Source organism: Rhizobacter sp. Root404, assembly GCF_001425865.1.
Classification (GTDB): domain Bacteria; phylum Pseudomonadota; class Gammaproteobacteria; order Burkholderiales; family Burkholderiaceae_C; genus LMDS01.
Genome location: NZ_LMDS01000007.1, coordinates 207,677 through 225,675, shown reverse-complemented (window position 1 = coordinate 225,675; position 17,999 = coordinate 207,677). Strand labels below are relative to the sequence as shown.

Annotated in this window: 18 protein-coding genes; 12 read left to right on the top strand and 6 right to left on the bottom strand. The window is 70.0% G+C overall.

The window, feature by feature from the left end; translation table 11 throughout:
• The 6 genes from ASC76_RS23325 to ASC76_RS23300 all read right to left on the bottom strand — a co-directional run.
• Nucleotides 1-668 (bottom strand): NAD(P)-binding domain-containing protein (locus tag ASC76_RS23325; RefSeq protein ID WP_056472692.1); only part of this gene is annotated, 668 nt, incomplete at its 3' end.
• Nucleotides 669-695: 27 nt separating this feature from the next.
• On the bottom strand, nucleotides 696-1,484 hold the full coding sequence (gene garL, locus ASC76_RS23320) for a 2-dehydro-3-deoxyglucarate aldolase (RefSeq protein WP_056472689.1): 789 nt from the start codon (nucleotides 1,482-1,484) through the stop codon (nucleotides 696-698).
• Nucleotides 1,485-1,499: 15 nt separating this feature from the next.
• Complete coding sequence (locus tag ASC76_RS23315; RefSeq protein ID WP_056472687.1) at nucleotides 1,500-2,474, bottom strand: tripartite tricarboxylate transporter substrate binding protein; 975 nt, start codon at nucleotides 2,472-2,474, stop codon at nucleotides 1,500-1,502.
• Nucleotides 2,475-2,513: 39 nt separating this feature from the next.
• Nucleotides 2,514-3,842 carry a glucarate dehydratase gene (gene gudD, locus ASC76_RS23310; RefSeq protein ID WP_056472684.1) on the bottom strand — a complete coding sequence of 443 codons (1,329 nt, stop codon included), beginning with the start codon at nucleotides 3,840-3,842 and terminating at the stop codon, nucleotides 2,514-2,516.
• 2 nt (nucleotides 3,843-3,844) lie between these two features.
• Nucleotides 3,845-4,825, bottom strand: coding sequence for a tripartite tricarboxylate transporter substrate binding protein (locus ASC76_RS23305; RefSeq protein ID WP_056472681.1), 981 nt, complete (start codon nucleotides 4,823-4,825; stop codon nucleotides 3,845-3,847).
• A gap of 79 nt (nucleotides 4,826-4,904) precedes the next feature.
• The gene (locus ASC76_RS23300; RefSeq protein WP_056472679.1) at nucleotides 4,905-5,639 is read right to left on the bottom strand and encodes a FadR/GntR family transcriptional regulator; all 735 of its coding nucleotides are present in this window, start codon (nucleotides 5,637-5,639) and stop codon (nucleotides 4,905-4,907) included.
• Between the two features lie 156 nt (nucleotides 5,640-5,795).
• On the opposite strand from ASC76_RS23300, the gene ASC76_RS23295 reads away from it, so the two are divergent.
• The 12 genes from ASC76_RS23295 (at nucleotide 5,796) to ASC76_RS23240 (ending at nucleotide 17,995) form a co-directional block, all read left to right on the top strand.
• On the top strand, nucleotides 5,796-6,617 hold the full coding sequence (locus ASC76_RS23295) for an NAD(P)-dependent oxidoreductase (RefSeq protein WP_056472675.1): 822 nt from the start codon (nucleotides 5,796-5,798) through the stop codon (nucleotides 6,615-6,617).
• 49 nt (nucleotides 6,618-6,666) lie between these two features.
• Nucleotides 6,667-7,632 (top strand): TRAP transporter substrate-binding protein, encoded by a 966-nt coding sequence (locus tag ASC76_RS23290; RefSeq protein WP_056472672.1) that lies wholly within the window; start codon nucleotides 6,667-6,669, stop codon nucleotides 7,630-7,632.
• Nucleotides 7,633-7,641: 9 nt separating this feature from the next.
• A complete protein-coding gene (locus ASC76_RS23285) occupies nucleotides 7,642-8,130 on the top strand; it encodes a TRAP transporter small permease (protein WP_056472669.1) in 489 nt (162 codons plus the stop codon).
• Nucleotides 8,121-9,404, top strand: coding sequence for a TRAP transporter large permease (locus tag ASC76_RS23280; protein WP_056472666.1), 1,284 nt, complete (start codon nucleotides 8,121-8,123; stop codon nucleotides 9,402-9,404). The genes ASC76_RS23285 and ASC76_RS23280 overlap by 10 nt, the downstream gene beginning before the upstream one ends.
• Nucleotides 9,377-10,408 carry a beta-propeller fold lactonase family protein gene (locus tag ASC76_RS23275; protein ID WP_200947205.1) on the top strand — a complete coding sequence of 344 codons (1,032 nt, stop codon included), beginning with the start codon at nucleotides 9,377-9,379 and terminating at the stop codon, nucleotides 10,406-10,408. The genes ASC76_RS23280 and ASC76_RS23275 overlap by 28 nt, the downstream gene beginning before the upstream one ends.
• A 74-nt stretch (nucleotides 10,409-10,482) precedes the next feature.
• On the top strand, nucleotides 10,483-12,318 hold the full coding sequence (atzF, locus tag ASC76_RS23270; protein ID WP_056472662.1) for an allophanate hydrolase: 1,836 nt from the start codon (nucleotides 10,483-10,485) through the stop codon (nucleotides 12,316-12,318).
• Between the two features lie 199 nt (nucleotides 12,319-12,517).
• Nucleotides 12,518-12,724 (top strand): AtzG-like protein, encoded by a 207-nt coding sequence (locus ASC76_RS23265; protein ID WP_056472658.1) that lies wholly within the window; start codon nucleotides 12,518-12,520, stop codon nucleotides 12,722-12,724.
• A complete protein-coding gene (locus tag ASC76_RS23260) occupies nucleotides 12,721-14,133 on the top strand; it encodes an AtzE family amidohydrolase (RefSeq protein WP_056472653.1) in 1,413 nt (470 codons plus the stop codon). The genes ASC76_RS23265 and ASC76_RS23260 overlap by 4 nt, the downstream gene beginning before the upstream one ends.
• Nucleotides 14,133-14,510 carry an oxalurate catabolism protein HpxZ gene (hpxZ, locus tag ASC76_RS23255; protein WP_056472651.1) on the top strand — a complete coding sequence of 126 codons (378 nt, stop codon included), beginning with the start codon at nucleotides 14,133-14,135 and terminating at the stop codon, nucleotides 14,508-14,510. Before ASC76_RS23260 ends, hpxZ begins: the two co-directional genes overlap by 1 nt.
• A gap of 20 nt (nucleotides 14,511-14,530) precedes the next feature.
• Nucleotides 14,531-15,244, top strand: a complete 714-nt coding sequence (locus tag ASC76_RS23250; RefSeq protein ID WP_056472647.1) for a GntR family transcriptional regulator — start codon at nucleotides 14,531-14,533, stop codon at nucleotides 15,242-15,244.
• A 149-nt stretch (nucleotides 15,245-15,393) separates the two neighbouring features.
• The gene (locus tag ASC76_RS23245; protein ID WP_056472644.1) at nucleotides 15,394-16,509 is read left to right on the top strand and encodes a BMP family ABC transporter substrate-binding protein; all 1,116 of its coding nucleotides are present in this window, start codon (nucleotides 15,394-15,396) and stop codon (nucleotides 16,507-16,509) included.
• 394 nt (nucleotides 16,510-16,903) lie between these two features.
• Nucleotides 16,904-17,995 carry an ABC transporter permease gene (locus ASC76_RS23240; protein ID WP_056472641.1) on the top strand — a complete coding sequence of 364 codons (1,092 nt, stop codon included), beginning with the start codon at nucleotides 16,904-16,906 and terminating at the stop codon, nucleotides 17,993-17,995.
• Nucleotides 17,996-17,999: the final 4 nt, after the last annotated feature.

The following is a 17,999-nucleotide window of genomic DNA, read 5'->3' as shown; positions in this document are numbered from 1 at the left end:
ATCATCCGCTCGCCGTGCACCTCGAGGATGCGACTGGCCGCGAAGCCGCCCATCAGCGCCTGGCGCACCTTGGCCGGGTCCGCGCCGGCCTTGCTGGCGAACACCAGCGCCTCGCCGACCGCCGCGATGTTCAGCGCGACGATGATCTGGTTGGCGACCTTGCAGGTCTGGCCGTCGCCGTTGCCGCCGACGAGGGTGATGTTCTTGCCCATCAACTCGAACAGCGGCTTGACGCGCTCGAACGTCGCCTCCGGCCCGCCGACCATGATCGTCAGCGTGCCGGCCTTGGCGCCGACCTCGCCACCGGAGACCGGCGCGTCGAGGTAGTCGCAACCGAGCGCGTTGATGCGCTGCGCGAACGCCTTCGTGTCGATCGGCGAGATCGAGCTCATGTCGACGACGGTCTTGCCTTTGCTGAGCCCGGCGGCGACGCCGTCGTCGGCGAACAGCACCTTCGCGACGTCGGGCGTGTCCGGCACCATCGTGAAGACGATGTCGGCGCGCTCTGCGACCTCCTTCGCGCTGGCGCAGCGCACCGCGCCCGCAGAGAGCACCTCGGGCTTGGGCTCGCTGCGCGTGTGGAAGAACAGCTCGTGGCCGCCGGCCTTCAGGCGCAGCGCCATCGGCGTGCCCATGATGCCCAGGCCGATGAATCCCAACTTGCTCATGTCGATGGCTCCGATGTCAGTGAAATATCAGGTAGCGGCGAGGTACTTGTCGCGCAGCGCCTGCGTCCCCGAGCGGAACACGCCCAGGTCGCTGCCGACCGCGACGAAGGTCGCGCCCTGCGCGATGTAGCGCCGCGCATCCGCCTCGACGGGCGCGAGGATGCCGATCGGCTTGCCGTGCGCCTTGCCCGCGGCGAACACCTGCGCCATCGCGGCCTGCACCTCCGGATGCGCCGGGTTGCCGAAGTGGCCGAAGCCCGCGGCCAGGTCGGACGGGCCGATGAACAGGCCATCGACGCCGTCGACCGCGGCGATCTCGGCCGCCGCCGCCACGCCCTTGCGGCTTTCGATCTGCACCATCACGCAGATCTGCTCGTTGACGCCCTCGAAGTAGCCCGGCACGGTGCCGTAGCGGTTGCCGCGCTGCGAGACCGACACGCCGCGGAAGCCTTGCGGCGGGTAGCGCGTGGCCGCGACCGCGCGCTGCGCTTCGTCGGCGCTCTCGATGAACGGGATCAGGAAGTTGTAGAAGCCGCCGTCGAGCAACCGCTTCAACTCGACCGGGTTGTTCCAGGTCGGGCGCACGACCGGCGCGCTCGGGCTGTCCTTCAGCGCCATCAGCTGCGGGATGAAGGTGATCACGTCGTTCGGCGAGTGCTCGCCATCGAGCAGCAGCCAGTCGAAGCCGGCGACGCCGAGCACCTCGGTGGTGATCGGGTTGGCGAGCGAACACCAGCAGCCGATCAGCGTCTTGCCCGCGCGCAGGTCGGCGCGGAAGCTGTTCGGGAAGGGCTTGTAGGGCGTGGGCAAGGTCATCGTGGATCTCCCTGATCAGTCGAGCTTGATACCGCCCTGGGCGACGACGCCGGCCCAGCGCTTGCGCTCGGCTTCGAAGAAGCTCGAGAACTCGGTCGGCGACATCGTGTTGACCTCGGCGCCCTGCGCGGTCAGGCGCGAGCGCACCTCGGGCGAGCGGATGATCTTCGTCAGTTCGGCCGAGAGCCGTGCCAGCACGGCCGGCGGGGTGGCCGCCGGCACCAGGGCACCCTGCCAGGTGCCGGACTCGAAGCCCTTCACCCCCTGTTCGGCGATCGTCGGCACGTTCGCGAGCAGCGGCATGCGCGTGGCCTTCGAGATGCCCAGCACCTTGAGCTTGCCGCTCTGCACGAACGGCAGCGTCGCCAGCATGCCGTTCATCAGCACCTGGGTCTGGCCGGCGATGGTGTCGGTGATCGCCTGCGAGCCGCCCTTGTACGGGATGTACTCCCACTTTGCCCCGGTCGCCTTCTCGACCGCGACGCCCGCCACGTGGGGCGCGCTGCCGATCGCGGTGACCGCGAAGTTCAGCTTGGTGGTCTTCGACAGCGCGACCAGCTCCTGCAGGTTGTTGGCCGGCACCGACGGGTGCACGACCAGCATGTGCGGCGAGTAGGCGAGCATCGTCACGCCCTTTAGGTCCTTGCTCGGCTCGAACGGCAGCTTGGTGTAGACCGAGGGCGTGATCGCCAGCGCGCCGACGTCGCACAGCAGGATCGTGTAGCCGTCGGCGGGCGACTTGGCGACCAGGTCGGTGCCGGTGTTGCCGTTCGCGCCGGGCTTGTTCTCGACCACGACGGTGGTCTTCAGCGCCTCGGCCAGCGGCCCGCTGATGGCGCGGGCGATGATGTCCGACGAGCCGCCCGGCGTGTACGGCACGACGATGCGGATCGGCTTGCTGGGCCACGCCTGCGCGTGGGCGGCGGGGCCGGCGAGGGCGGTCGCCAGCAATGTGGCGGCTGCGGCAATCAGGGTCTGGCGCTTGTTCATCGAGTCGTCTCCGGGAAAGTGTCTTGTGAGTGCGCGGGTTCAGCGCACCATGCACGGCCGCTTCGGGTCGAAGCGCCAGTTCGGGATCAGGTGCTGCATCGCGATCGCGTCGTCGCGTGCGCCCAGACCGTGCTGCAGGTACAGCGCGTGGGCCTTCGCGACCTCGGCCATGTCCAGCGTCACGCCCAGGCCGGGCGCGGTCGGCACGTCGACCAGCCCGCCCTTGATCTGCAGCGGCGCGGTCGTCAGGCGCTGGCCGTCCTGCCAGATCCAGTGGGTGTCGATCGCGGTCACTCGGCCGGGCGCGGCGGCGGCGACATGGGTGAACATCGCCAGCGACACGTCGAAGTGGTTGTTGGAATGCGAGCCCCAGGTCAGGCCCCAGTCGCGGCAGGTCTGCGCCACGCGCACCGAGCCGGCCATGGTCCAGAAGTGCGGGTCGGCCAGCGGGATGTCGACCGACTGGAGCGACAGCGCGTGCGTGAGCTGGCGCCAGTCGGTCGCGACCATGTTGGTCGCCGTCGGCAGCCCGGTCGCGCGGCGGAACTCGGCCATCACCTCGCGGCCCGAGAAGCCGTCCTCGGCGCCGCACGGGTCCTCGGCATAGGCCATCACGCCGTGCAGGTCTCGGGTGAGGCGGACCGCGTCCTTCAACAGCCAGCCGCCGTTCGGGTCGAGCGTGACGCGCGCGGTCGGGAAGCGTTCGTGCAGCGCGCGGATCGCCTCGACCTCGGCCTCGCCGGCCATCACGCCGCCCTTCAGCTTGAAGTCGTTGAAGCCGTAGCGCGCGTGCGCGGCTTCGGCCAGCCGCACGATGGACTCGGGCGTCATCGCCTCCTCGTGGCGCAGGCGCGACCAGTCGTCCGCGGCGCCCGGCTCGCTGGCATACGGCAGGCCGGTCTTCGCCTTGTCGCCGACGAAGAACAGGTAGCCCAGCATCTCGACCTGCGCGCGCTGCTGGCCCTCGCCCAGCAGCGCCGCGACCGGCAGGCCGAGGTGCTGGCCGAGCAGGTCGAGCAGCGCGGATTCGATCGCGGTGACGACGTGGATCGTCGTGCGCAGATCGAAGGTCTGCAGCCCGCGGCCGCCGGCGTCGCGGTCGGCGAACGCGGCGCGCACCTCGCCGAGCAGCTGCTGCATCGTGCCGATCGGCTTGCCGACGAGCAACCCGCGCGTCTCTTCGAGCGTCTGGCGGATCTTCTCGCCGCCCGGCACCTCGCCGACGCCGGTGCGGCCGGCGCTGTCGGTCAGGATCACCAGGTTGCGGGTGAAGAACGGCGCGTGCGCGCCGCTCAGGTTCATCAGCATCGAGTCGCGGCCGGCGACCGGAATGACGCGGACGTCGGTGACGAGGGGGGTGGTGCTCATGCTCAATCTGCGGTGATCTTGCCGGTCTCGATGACGGTCTTCCAGCGCGCGAACTCGTCGGCCTGGAACTTGGTCATCTGCTCGGGCGTGTTCGCGACGATCTCGAAGCCCTGTTCGAGCAATTTCGGCTTGACCTGCGGGTCGTTCAGCGCGGCGACCATCGCGGCGCTGAGCTTGGCCTTGATGTCGGCCGGCAGGCCGTGCGGCGCGGCCACGCCCTGCCACGAGTACACGTCTGCGCCCTTGACCCCGGCTTCCGACAGCGTCGGCACCTGCGGCAGCAGCGCCGAGCGCTTGGTGCCGGTCACCGCCAGCGCGCGCAGCTTGCCCGAGTTCACGTGCTGGATCACCGCGTTGATGTTCTGGAACGAGGCGTTGACGACGCCGCCCAGCAGGTCGGTCACGGCCGGGGCGCCGCCCTTGTACGGCACGTGCACGCCGCTGGTGCCGGTGCGCTGCCAGAACAGCTCGACCGTGAGGTGGTCCGACGAGCCGTTGCCCGACGATGCGAAGGTCTGCTTGCCCGGGTTGGCCTTGGCATCGGCCAGCAGGTCGGCGAGCGTCTTGTACGGCGATGCGGCCGGCACGACCAGCACGTTCGGTGCCTGCACCGCGACGGTCAGGTAGTCGAAGTCCCGGGTCGCGTCGTACGGCACGCCCTTGATCAGGTGCGGTGCAATCACGTACGGACCGAGCGACGAGACGAGCAGCGTGTAGCCGTCCGGCGCGGCCCGCTTGACGAAGCCGGCGCCGATCGTGCCGGTCGCACCGGCCTTGTTGTCGACGATGAAGGTCTGGCCGAGCTTCTCCTGCAGCCGCGCCGCGAGTGCGCGCGCGATCACGTCGGTCGAGCCGCCCGGCGGGAACGGCACCACGATCGTCACCGGCTTGTCGGGGTAGGCCGCCCAGGCGGCGGGTGAGGCCGTGGCGGCGAGCACGCAGGCGGCCGTCAGGCCGAGGCAGCGGAAGAAGGTCGAGCGCATTCGGAAGTCTCCAGTTGTACGTCGTCGTACAACTATCCTAGATCACTGGAGCGTGCCCGACAAGCGGGCCAACCCGGGATCAGGGGCTTTCGCCCGCCAGTGCGGCGGCGCGGCGGCGGCGCTCCCGGCTGTTGGCCAGATGGGTGCGCATCGCCGCGCGGGCGGCCTCCACGTCCTGGTTTTCGATCGCGTCAAGGATGCTCAGGTGCTCGGCGTTGACGCGGCGCAGGTAGGCCAGGCGCTCCTCGTCCGGCGGGCGCGACGGGTCGAGCCGGGCGCGCGGGATGCTCATCGTGCCGAGCGTCCCCATCAGATTCACGAAGTGGGCGTTCTGGGTCGCACGCGTGATCTCCTGATGGAACTGGAAGTCAGCACCCACTGCGTCTCGGCCTGCTTCCACTGCTTGGGTGAACGCGTCGAGCGCGTCGCGCATCGCGATCAGGTTCTGGGTCGTGCGGCGTTGCGCCGCCAGCCCCGCGGCCTCGGTCTCGACGCCGATCCGGAGCTCCAGCATCGCGACGACGTCGCGCAAGGTCGCCAGCTGCTCCGGCGCGATCCGGAAGGCCGATGCGTCGCCCATGCCGACGACGAAGGTGCCGACGCCGTGGCGCGTCTCGACCAGCCCGGAGGCCTGCAGTTTCGAGATCGCCTCGCGCACCACGGTGCGGCTGACGCCGAACTCGGTCATGAAGGCCGCTTCGGTGGGCAGCTTGTCGCCCGCCGCGAGCCGACCGTCGCGGATGCGGTCGCCCAGCGACTCGACCAGCTCATGGGCGAGCGTGCGGGCGCGGCGAAGGGGCGGGGTCGAATTCATCGATCGTTCAGTACAAACCCCGATGGGGCGGCATTGACAGGAAAAGGAGGGTGGCTACCATCTAGTTGTACGACAACCGATGACATGCTGCTCCACATTCTGCAGGACAGCCGACAAAAACAATCCGTGGCAACCCTTCCAAATCGATCGCCGCTCATGACCGCTGCCGCCTCCATCGCCCCGCTGTACGCCCGCCTGCTGCTGACCGGCGCCGCCGGTGGCCTGGGCCGCGAACTCCGGCCGCGCCTGAAGGCGCATTGTGGCGTCCTGCGCGTCAGTGACATCGCCGACCTCGGCGCCGCCGCGCCGGGCGAGGAACTGATGCCCGCCGCGCTCGAGCAGGCCGACGCGGTGCATGCGCTGCTCGACGGCATCGACGCGGTCGTGCACCTCGGCGGCGTCTCGGTCGAGGGGCCGTTCGGCCCGATCCTGCAGGCCAACATCGTCGGCGTCTACAACCTCTACGAAGCGGCGCGCAAGCACAAAGTGCGGCGCATCGTGTTCGCGAGCTCCAACCACGTGACCGGTTTCTACCGCCAGGACGAGGTCATCGACGCCACGATGCCGATGCGCCCCGACGGCTACTACGGCATCAGCAAGGCCTTCGGCGAGAACATGGCGCAGTTCTACTTCGACCGCTACGGCATCGAGACGGTCAGCCTGCGCATCGGTTCGTCGTTCCCCGAGCCGGTGGATCGCCGCATGCTCGCGACCTGGATGAGCTTCGACGACCTCGAACGCCTGGTCGTCGCGAGCCTGTCCGCCCCGGTCGTTGGCCACAGCGTCATCTACGGCATGAGCGACAACGCGACGACCTGGTGGGACAACACCCCGGCGCGCCACATCGGCTATCGCCCGCAAGACAGCTCCGAGCCGTTCCGCGCCGACCGCGAGGCGCGCCAGCCGCGCATCGACCCGACCGACCCGGTCGCCAGGTACCAGGGCGGCGGCTTCTGCATCAAGGGGCCGTTCGACTGACCGGCCCGCGACCTTCCCACACACCAACAACAACGCCCCAGGAGACCTCATGACTTTGACCCGCACCCTGCTCGCCGCCGGCCTCGCCGCCGCCGGCTTCACCGCCCATGCGACCGACTTCCGCTCGACCGACATCCACCCCGACGGCTACCCCACCGTCGACGCCGTCAAGTACATGGGCACGGTGCTCAACAAGCTCAGCGGCGGCAAGCACAGCGTGAAGGTGTTCAACAACAGCGCGCTCGGTGCCGAGAAGGACACGATCGAGCAGGCCAAGATCGGCGCCGTCGCGATGACGCGCGTGAACATCGCGCCGATGAACAACATCTGCCCGACGACCGTCGTGCCGACGATGCCGTTCCTGTTCCACTCCAAGGAACACATGCGCCACGTGCTCGACGGACCCGTCGGCGAGGAGATCCTGAAGAGCTGCGAGGCCCAGGGCTTCATCGGCCTGGCGTTCTACGACAGCGGCTCGCGTTCGATGTACACCGTCAAGAAGCCGGTCAAGTCGCTCGCCGACATGAAGGGCCTGAAGGTCCGCGTGCAGCAGTCGGACCTGTGGGTCGCGCTGCTCGAGGCGATGGGCGCCAACGCCACGCCGATGCCGTTCGGCGAGGTCTACACCGGCCTGAAGACCGGTCTGGTCGACGCCGCCGAGAACAACTACCCGTCGTACGAGAGCTCGCGACACTTCGAGGTCGCGAAGTTCTACGCCAAGACCGAGCACTCGATGGCGCCCGAGATGCTGCTGTTCTCGAAGAAGGTCTGGGACACGCTGACGCCGGAGGACCAGAAGAACATCCGCCAGGCCGCCAAGGAATCGGTGCCCTACATGCGCAAGCTCTGGGACGAGCGCGAGGAGAAATCGCTCGCCGTCGTCAAGGCCGCGGGCGCGCAGATCAACGAGGTCGACAAGCCGGCCTTCCAGGCCGCGATGAAGCCGGTCTACGACAAGTTCATCACCGACCCGAAGCTCAAGGACATGATCAAGCGCATCCAAGAGACCAAGTAGGAGCGCGCGATGCTCACGACCGTATGCGCGCGCATTGCGCGCGTCGCGCTGCAGCTCGGCGTGCTCGGCCTGGTGCTGATCATCGCCTGCGTCTCGTACCAGGTGTTCGGCCGCTACGTGCTGAACAACACGCCGACCTGGGCCGAGAGCCTGGCGCTGCTGCTGGTGCTGTACGTGACGATGCTCGGCTGCGCGGTCGGCGTGCGCGACGCCGGCCACATCGGCATGGAACTCCTCGGGCCGGTGCTGCCCGAGCGCCTGAAGCAGCCGCTCGAGATCCTCGTGCACCTGCTGACGATGGCGTTCGGTGCACTGCTCGCGTGGAACTGCGCGCTGATGTTCCAGTCGGTGCAGGGCTACAAGATCCCGACGCTGGGCGTCTCGGAATCGTGGCGCTACGTGCCGATGGTGATCGCCGGCGTCCTGATCATCCTGTTCTCGATCGAACACATCGTCGCGCTGCGCCGGGGTGAAGAGGTGAAGCCCGCATGGCACTGACGATTCTCTGCATCAGCTTCTTCGGGCTGCTGGTCCTCGGCGTGCCGGTCGCGTTCGCGATCGGCCTGTCGGCGCTGGCGACCATCCTGTACGAAGGCCTGCCGATGGCGGTCATCTTCCAGCAGATGACCTCGGGCATGAACGTGTTCTCGTTCCTCGCGATCCCGTTCTTCATCTTCGCCGGCGAGTTGATGATGTACGGCGGCATCGCCGACAAGATCGTCGACTTCGCGAAGAGCATCGTCGGCCATGTGCGCGGCGGCCTGGGCATGAGCAACGTCGTCGCCTGCACGCTGTTTGGCGGCGTCTCCGGCTCGCCGGTGGCGGATGTCTCGGCGATGGGCGCCGTGATGATCCCGATGATGAAGAAGGAAGGCTACGACGCCGACTATGCGGTGAACGTGACGACGCACGCCGCGCTCGTCGGCGCGCTGATGCCGACCAGCCACAACATGATCATCTACACGCTGGCTGCGGGCGGCAAGGTCTCGATCGCGATGCTGATCGCGGCCGGCCTGATGCCGGCGCTGCTACTGACGGTCTGCAACCTCGCGGCCGCGTACTTCGTCGCGGTGCACCGCGGCTACCCGGCCGGCACCTTCCCGGGCTGGGCGATCGTGGCGCGCAGCTTCGCGGCCTCGCTGCCGGGGCTGTTCGTGGTGGTGCTGATCCTCGGCGGCATCCTGTCGGGGGTGTTCACGGCCACCGAATCGGCCGCGGTTGCGGTGCTGTACGCGCTGTTCCTGTGCGTGGTGATCTACCGCACGCTGCGCTGGGAGCAGTTCCTGAAGGCCGCCGCCAAGGCCGTGAAGACGACGGGCGTCGTGCTGCTGCTGATCGGCATCTCGGCCGCGTTCGGCTACATCATCAGCCTGTACGAGGTGCCGGACCTGACCGGCAAGCTGCTGTCGAGCATGACCTCGTCGCCGTGGATGATCTTCCTGCTGGTCAACATCATCCTGTTCATCCTCGGCACCTTCCTGGACATGGCCGCGACCATCCTGGTCTGCACGCCGATCTTCCTGCCGATCTGCATGAAGTACGGTATGAGCGAGATCCAGTTCGGCATGGTGATGCTGATCAACTGCGCGCTCGGGCTGAATACGCCGCCGGTGGGCACGACGCAGTTCGTCGGCTGCGCGATCGGCGGCGTCTCGGTCGGCACCGTGATGCGCACGATCTGGCCGTTCTACGGCGCGCTGATCTTCGCGTTGATGCTCGTCACCTATGTGCCGGCGTTCTCGCTGTGGCTGCCGAACCTGTTGCTGAAGTGATCGCGGTCTACGTCTCGAACGCCGACAGCGGCGAGATCGGCGTCTACCGGCTGGACGCCGCGCGCGGAGAGCTCGCGCCGGTCCGGGCCGTCGCGGTCGGCGGGCAGGTGATGCCGATGGCGCTGAGCCCGGACAGGCGCTTCCTCTACGCCGCGCGCCGCTCCGATCCGCTCGAGGTCCTGAGCTTTGCGATCGACCCGCGCAGCGGCGAGCTCGCCGCGCTCGGCGCCGCGCCGCTGCCGCACAGCATGGCGAACATCGCGACCGACCGCAGCGGTCGCTGGCTGTTCAGCGCGTCGTACGGGGGCAACCTGATCGCGGTGAGCCCGATCGGGGCCGATGGCGTCGCGCAACCCGCGCAGCAGGCGATCGCGACCGCGCCGCATGCGCACGCGATCGGGGCGGACCCGTCGAACCGGTTCGTGTTCGCGACCTGCCTGGGCGGCGGCCACGTGATGCAACTGCGCTTCGACGCCGCCACCGGCCGGCTGACGCCGAACGATCCGCCGCTGTTCACGCCGCATGCCGGCGCGAGCCCGCGTCACTTCGCGTTCGACCCGGCCGGGCGCTTCGTCTACCTCCTCAACGAGCTCGACGCGATGATCGACGTGCTGGCCTTCGACGCCGCGGCCGGCACGCTGCGCACCGTGCAGACGGTGGCGTCGCTGCCGCCCGGTGTCGACGGCGCGCCCTGGGCCGCGGACCTGCACCTCGGCCCCGACGGCCGCTTCCTCTACGTCAGCGAGCGCCGCTCCAGCACGCTCGCCGCGTTCCGGGTCGATCCCGAGAACGGACAGCTCGCGCCGCTCGGTCACGTGCCGACCGAGGCCCAACCGCGCGGCTTCGCGATCACGCCCGATGGGGCGTTCCTGATCGCCGCCGGCCAGCAGTCCGACCGGCTCGCGGTCTACACGATCGACGCGCGCCGCGGCGCGCTGGCACTGCGCAGCACCTGCGCGGCCGGCCGCAACCCCAACTGGATCGAAGTCGTCGCGTTGACCTGAGCGCAGGGCCGATTCGCGGGCACGCTTCATGCTGTGCACTTTTTGGTATACCAACGAGTGCACCATTTCGCTGCATGAACCCGACTTCGCTCCTCACCCTGGCCGACTGGCGCCGCGCCTACCGTGACGGCGCCGCGCCGCGCGCGCTGCTCGGCGCCCTGCAGCAGCGCCTGGCCGCCGCGAGCCCGCCGGAGCTGTGGATCACGCGCGCCAGCGCCGCCGCCATCGACGCCGCCGTTGCCGCGCTCGAGGTCCGCGCCGCGCGCCATGCCGACCGCGCCGCCGCGCTGCGCGCGATGCCGCTGTTCGGCGTGCCGTTCGCGGTCAAGGACAACATCGACGTGGCCGGCCTGCCCACCACCGCGGCCTGCCCCGCCTATGCACGGACCCCGCTGGCGCATGCGCAGGCGGTCGCCCGGCTGATCGCGGCCGGCGCCGTGTGTATGGGCAAGACCAACCTCGACCAGTTCGCGACCGGCCTGGTCGGCGCGCGCTCGCCGTACGGCCGTCCGAGCAGCGCCTTCGCGCCCGAGCGCATCAGCGGCGGCTCGAGTTCGGGCTCGGCCGTGGCGGTGGCGCGTGGCGACGTGGCCTTCGCGCTCGGCACCGACACCGCCGGCTCCGGCCGGGTGCCCGCCGGCTTCAACAACCTGGTCGGCCTGAAGCCGACGCCGGGGCGGGTGAGCAACGCGGGCGTCGTGCCGGCGTGCCGCAGCATCGACTGCATCTCGGTGCTTGCGCTGGAGGTCGCCGATGCCGCCGCGGTGCTCGCGGTGATGGAAGGCCCCGATGCCGCCGACGCCTACAGCGCGTTCCGCACCGGCGCGGCGCAGTGGAAGCCCGCGCTGCGCATCGGCGTGCCGGCCACGCCGCTGTTCCACGGCGATCTCGGGTACGCCGCCTGCTTCGAGCAGGCGAAGGCGCGGGCCGCCGCGCTCGGCCACACCCTGGTGCCGCTGGACTTCGCGCCCCTGTTCGCCGTCGCGCGGCTGCTCTACGGCGGTCCGTGGGTGGCCGAGCGCCACGCCGTGGTTCAGGCGCTGCTCGAGCGCGATCCGCAGGCCCTCGACCCGGTCGTGCGCCGCGTGATCGAGGTCGCGGACGCTTTCAGCGCAACCGACGCATTCCGCGCCCAGTACACGCTGCGCGAGGCCCAGCGCGACACCGCGGCGCTGTGGGCCGACCTCGACCTGTTGATGGTGCCGACCGCGCCGACCCACCCGACCCATGCCGACGTCGATGCCGACCCGCTCGGCACCAACGCACTGCTCGGCACGTACACGAACTTCGTCAACCTGCTCGGCTGGTGCGCGCTCGCGCTGCCATCGGGATTCACCACCGGCGGGCTGCCGTTCGGCGTCACGTTCATCGCGCCCGGCGCGGCCGATGCCGCACTTGCGCGCTTCGGCCAGACCTGGGAGGCGGCGCTTGCCGGACCGCTCGGCGCGACCGGCCGCGCGCTGGCACTGGGGGCGGCCTCGGTGGACGCGCCGGGCGCGTGGCCCGCCAGCGCGCCGACGCTGCCGATCGCGGTCGTCGGCGCGCACCTCAGCGGGCTGCCGCTGAACGGCCAGCTGACCGAGCGTGGCGCGACGCTGCGCGACACCACGTTCACCGCGCCCCACTACCGCCTGTTCGCGCTGCCGGGCACGGTGCCGCCCAAGCCCGGCCTGCTGCGCGTGGCCGAAGGCGGCGCCGCGATCGCGGTCGAGGTCTGGGACATGCCCGTGGCCGCGGTCGGCTCCTTCCTCGCGCTGATCCCGCCGCCGCTCGGCCTCGGGTCGCTCGGACTCGCCGATGGCCGCCAGGTGCACGGCTTCGTCTGCGAGGCGCACGCGCTCGCCGCGGCGCGCGACGTCACCGCGTTCGGCGGCTGGCGGGCGTTCGTCGCGGCCGGCATGCCGGTCTGATCCGCCTTCGTCCGCGTCGGTCGAGCCGCGGCTCTGCAAGGGTCCTGGCCGACCAGGCGCGCCTGCCGACCCAACGGGCTCCGGGTGGCCGAGATCTTGCAATACGATGAAGCGCGACCGCGAACCGTCGCCACGCTGTCCGGACAGGGTTTCGGGGCGGCGAACGAACCCGGCCTGACATTGAAAGGCGCCCTGCCCGATGACCCCAGCGCAGATCGAACACTACGTGGACGCGGCGGCTGCCGCATTGGCCCTGCCGATCGCGGCCGAGCACCGGCCCGGCGTGCTGAACTACTTCGCGCTCGCGGCCGGCATGGCCGAGCTGGTCGGGGCGCACCCGCTGCAGGTCACCGACGATCCGGCCGAGGCCTTCGTGCCGATCGCCCCGCGCGGCGGTCAGGCATGAGCGGCGAGGCCCTGCTGCGCGGCAGCGCCGCCGCGATGGCCGACGCCGTGCGCAGCGGCGCGGTGACGGCGACCGCGCTGGTGCAGGCGAGCCTGATGCGCATCTGCGCGACCGACGAGCGCGTCAACGCCTTCACCGACGTGACGGCGCAGCGTGCGATGCAGGCCGCCGCGGCGCTCGATGCGCGGCTCGCGGTCGGCGACACGACGGTGCAGTCGCTGCCGCTGCTCGGCGTGCCGTTCGCGGTCAAGAACCTGTTCGACGTCGCGGGCCTGACCACGCTCGCCGGCTCGAAGATCGAACGCGGCCGGCCGCCCGCGGCGCACGACGGTGCGCTGGTGGCGCGCCTGCAGGCCGCTGGCGCGGTGCTGGTCGGCGCGCTCAACATGGACGAGTACGCCTACGGTTTCACGACCGAGAACAGCCACGAGGGCCCGTGCCACAACCCGCACGACCTGGGTCGCACGGCGGGCGGCTCATCGGGCGGCTCGGCCGCCGCGATCGCGGCCGGACAGGTGCCGCTCACGCTCGGCTCCGACACCAACGGCTCGATCCGCGTGCCGTCGTCGCTGTGCGGCACCTTCGGGCTGAAGCCGACCTACGGCCGCCTGCCGCGCCACGGCAGCTACCCGTTCGTCGCGAGCCTCGACCACCTCGGCCCGTTCGCGCGCAGCACGCGCGATCTGGCGCTCGCGTACGACGCGCTGCAAGGCTTCGATGCGCACGATCCGGGCTGCGTCGAGCGCGCAGTGGAGCCGACCGTGCAGGCGCTCGCGCTCGGCACGCGCGGGCTGCGCATCGCGACGCTGGACGGCTACTTCGCGGACTTCGCCGACGCCGACGCGCGCGCCGCCGTCGCGCGGGTCGCGCAGGCGCTCGACGCGACCCGCAGCGTGGAGCTTCCCGAGGTCGCGCGGGCGCGCGCCGCGGCGTTCCTGATCAGCAATGCCGAAGGCGCCGCGCTGCACCTGGCCGACCTGCGCACCCGTGCCGCGGACTTCGAGCCGCTGTCGCGCGACCGCTTCCTCGCCGGCGCGTTGCTGCCCGCCGCGTGGGTGCAGCAGGCGCAGCGGGTGCGGCGCTGGTTCGCGCTGCGCGCGGCCGAGCTGTTCGAGGAGGTCGACGTGCTGCTCGCCCCGGCCACGCCCTGCGTCGCGCCCGAGCTCGGCACCGAGTGGCTCGAGATCAACGGCCGGCGCCTGCCGGCGCGTCCGAGCCTCGGGCTGCTGACGCAGCCGATCTCGTGCATCGGCCTGCCCGTCTGCGCCGTGCCGGTGTGGGGCGTGCACGCGACGCTGCCAATCGGGGTGCAGGTGATCGCCGCGCCGTGGCGCGAAGACCTGGCGCTGCGCGTCGCGCACCAGCTTGAATCGTCGGGCATCGCCACCTCCCCGGTGGCCGCACTGTGATGGACATCAATCGACCCGAGGTGCTCGCCGATGTGACGGCGGCGTTCGCCCGCTACGAAGACGCGCTGGTCCACAACAAGGTCGAGGTGCTCGACGAGCTGTTCTGGGATTCGGCCCGGACCGTGCGCTACGGCATCGGCGAGAACCTGGTCGGCATCGAGGCGATCCGCGCCTTCCGCGTGGCGCGGCCCGCGGCCGGCCTGGCGCGGCAACTCGTCAACACCGTGATCACCACCTACGGCCTGGACGCGGCGACGGCGATGACCGAGTTCCGGCGCGAGGGCAGCGCGAAGATCGGCCGCCAGAGCCAGACCTGGGTGCGCCTGCCGCAGGGCTGGCGCGTGGTGGCAGCGCATGTCAGCCTCATCGATCCATGACGGGTCGCTAAGATCGGGTCATGACCACGCTGCCTCCGCCTGCCGTACCGCTTGCCGCGCCACGCCCGAACCTGGCCGAGCAGGTGTATGCGCGACTGAAGGCGGAGATCCACGACTTCCAGCTCGTCGCCGGCGACCGCTTCTCGGAGGCCGAGCTCGGCAACCGGCTCGGCGTCAGCCGCACGCCGGTGCGCGAGGCGCTGTTCAGGCTGCGCAACGAGGGGTTCCTTGAGGTCGAGGCCAAGCTGGGCTGGTTCGTCCGCCCGATCGATTTCGACAAGCTCGAACACCTGTACGACTTGCGCGTCGTGCTCGAAATGGCGAGCCTGGTCAAGCTGTGCAACCGCGTCGAGGACCCGCCGGAACTCGAGGCGCTGAAGGACGTGTGGCTGGTGCCGGTGGCCGAGCGCCTGACCGACGCGCGACAGGTCGGTGCGAACGACGAGCAGTTCCACGCCACGCTGGTGCGCGCCGCCGGCAACCCCGAGATCGCGCGGGTGCATTGGGACGTGACCGAGCGCATCCGCATCATCCGGCACCTCGATTTCACCCGCCTGGACCGCATCGAAGCCACGTACACCGAGCACGGCAAGATCCTGCGCGCCGTCATGCAGCGCAAGGCCGATCAGGCCCAGTTGCTGCTGAAGACACACATCGACCAGAGCAAGGCCGAAGTGCGCAAGATCACGCTGCACACGCTGCACGAGGCCCGCTCGCGCCTGCCCGCGAAATAGGCGGACGGCGACCGGGCCGGGGCGCACCGCGAGGGCCCCGGCACACGCGCGACGGGTCGGCAGCGGGCACGGCTTTTGCTGAATCCCTGTTGGTATACCAAGGCGTGCACCAAAGTGCGGCCGGCCCTTCACCTCGCGGAGAAACTTCCATGTCGAATCCTCACGATGCCTCGCGGCGCCGCTCGCTGGCGCAACTGTCTGCCCTGTCGTTCGCGGCGGCGTCACCGTTTGCGCTGCGCGGCGCCTTCGCCCAGAAGCCGCTGACCGTCGGCGTGATCTACGTCGGCCCGCGCGACGACTTCGGCTACAACCAGTCGCAGGCTGCGGCCGCGGCGGAGCTGAAGAAGATGCCCGGCGTCAAGGTGGTCGAGGAAGAGAACGTGCCGGAGACCGCGGCCGTCACCAAGACGATGACCGGCATGATCAAGCAGGACGGCGCGACGCTGCTGTTCCCGACCTCGTTCGGCTACTTCGATCCGTACATGGTCGCGATGGCCACGAAGGACCCCGAGGTGCGCTTCTCGCACTGCGGCGGCATGTGGACCGAAGGCAAGCACCCGAAGAACACCGGCAGCTATTTCGGCTACATCGACGAATGCCAGTACCTGAACGGCGTGATCGCCGCGCACATGACGAAGAGCAAGAAGCTTGGCTTCGTCGCCGCCAAGCCGATCCCGCAGGTGCTGCGCAACATCAACGCGTTCACGATGGGCGCGCGCTCGGTCAACCCCGCGATCACGACCACGGTGATCTTCACCGGCGAGTGGTCGATGCCGGTCAAGGAGGCCGAGGCGACCAACAGCCTGGCCGACCAGGGCGTCGATGTGTTCACGATGCACGTGGACAGCCCGAAGGTGATCGTCGAGACCGCCGCCAAGCGCGGCAAGATGGTCTGCGGCTACCACGTCAGCCAGGCCAAGCTCGCCCCGGCCGCGTACCTGACGGGTGCCGAATGGAACTGGACCACCGCGTACAAGACGGTCGTCGACGCCGCCCAGGCCGGCAAGCCGCATCCGAACTTCCTGCGCGGCGGGCTGAAGGAAGGCTACGTGAAGATGTCGCCGTACGGCTCGATGGTGACCGACGTGGCGAAGAAGCAGGCCGAGGACATCAAGGCCAAGATGCTCGCCGGCACCTTCGACATCTTCGCCGGCGGCCTGAAGAGCAACAAGGGCGTGGTCGTCGTGCCGAAGACGCTGAAGCAGACCGACCCGGCGCTCGAAGGGATGAACTACCTGGTCGAAGGCGTGATCGGCTCGGTCTGAATGGAACCGAATCCTCTCGGGCTGGTGGCATCGGCGCGTCACGGCAAGGGCAGCCCGCCGGGCGCTCATTCGGTGGCGGTCGCCGCTGCAGGGCCACGAAGGGGCCCCTTCGTGGCCCCACGTCGACTGCCCTGCGCTGCTCGGTCCGGGGTCGCGCCGCAGAACTCACTCCGTTCGCTGCGCTCACTGCGTTCAAACAACCGCGGCGAGTCAGTCAACGAAGCGCGCTGGCGCGCGCCGACCCCGGCCCTGCGCTGCTCGTCGCCACCCAAATCGCACCCGACGGGCGGCCCTTGCCGCGAAGCCCACGGGCTTTGGTCTTCGTTGGAAGAGCCTCGGTGGCGGCCTTTGCTCGCGCCGATCGTGCCAGCGTCCCGATGAGGACATAACCACCATGCGCAACACCCTCGTCGACGCCCTGCTGCCGATCGGCGCCCTGATCGGCGCGCTGCTGATCTTCGGTCTGTTCGTCTGGATCGGTGGCGTCAGCCCGGTCGAGACCTGGGTGCTGCTGTTCAAGGGCGCGTTCGGCGATTGGTTCTCGTGGCAGAACACGCTGACGCGCGCGGCGCCGCTGATGCTGACCGCGCTGTGCGTCGCGCTGCCGGCGCGCGCGGGACTCGTCATCATCGGCGGCGAGGGCGCGGTGGTGCTCGGCGGGCTGGCGGCGGCGGCACTGCCGTACCTGATGCCGCTGCCCGGCAACGCGGCCGGCACGGTGCTGGTCTGCCTGGCCGGTTTCGCGGTCGGCGCGGCCTGGATCGCACTGGCCGGCGCACTGCGCCAGTACCGCGGCGTCAACGAGACGATCTCGAGCCTGCTGCTGGCCTACACCGCGATCGCGATCTTCAAGCAGCTGGTCGAGGGACCGATGCGCGATCCGGCGACGCTGAACAAACCGTCGACCCGCGCGCTCGACGAAGCGATCCGCATCGGCGGCATCTTCGGGTCCGATGTGCACTGGGGCTTCGTGATCGGCGTGGCTGCGTGCCTGAGCCTCGGCCTGTGGCTGGCGCTGACCGCACGCGGCTTCTCGGTCCGCGTGGTCGGCGGCAACCCGCGCACCGCGCAACTCGTCGGGTTGCCGGCGAGCGCGCTGATCCTGCTGGCGTGTGCGCTCGGCGGCGGCAGCGCGGGGCTGGCCGGCGCGATCGAGGTCGCGGCCGTCCATACCAATGCGAACGCCTCGCTGATCGCCGGCTACGGCTATGCGGGCATCCTGGTCTCGTTCATCGCGCGGCACTCGCCGTTCGCGATCATCCCGGTCGCGATCCTGTTCGGCGGCTTCGGGGCGGCCGGCAGCCTGCTGCAGCGGCGGCTCGGCCTGCCCGATGCGTCGGTGCAGGTGCTGCAGGGCATCGCGTTCGTGCTGATTCTGGCCAGCGAGGCGCTGCGCGGCGTCGACTGGCAGGCCGCCGGCGAGCGCTTCCGGCGTTCGATGCAGCCCAAGGAAGTGCCGTTGAGCAGCACGATCAAACCGACATGAACAC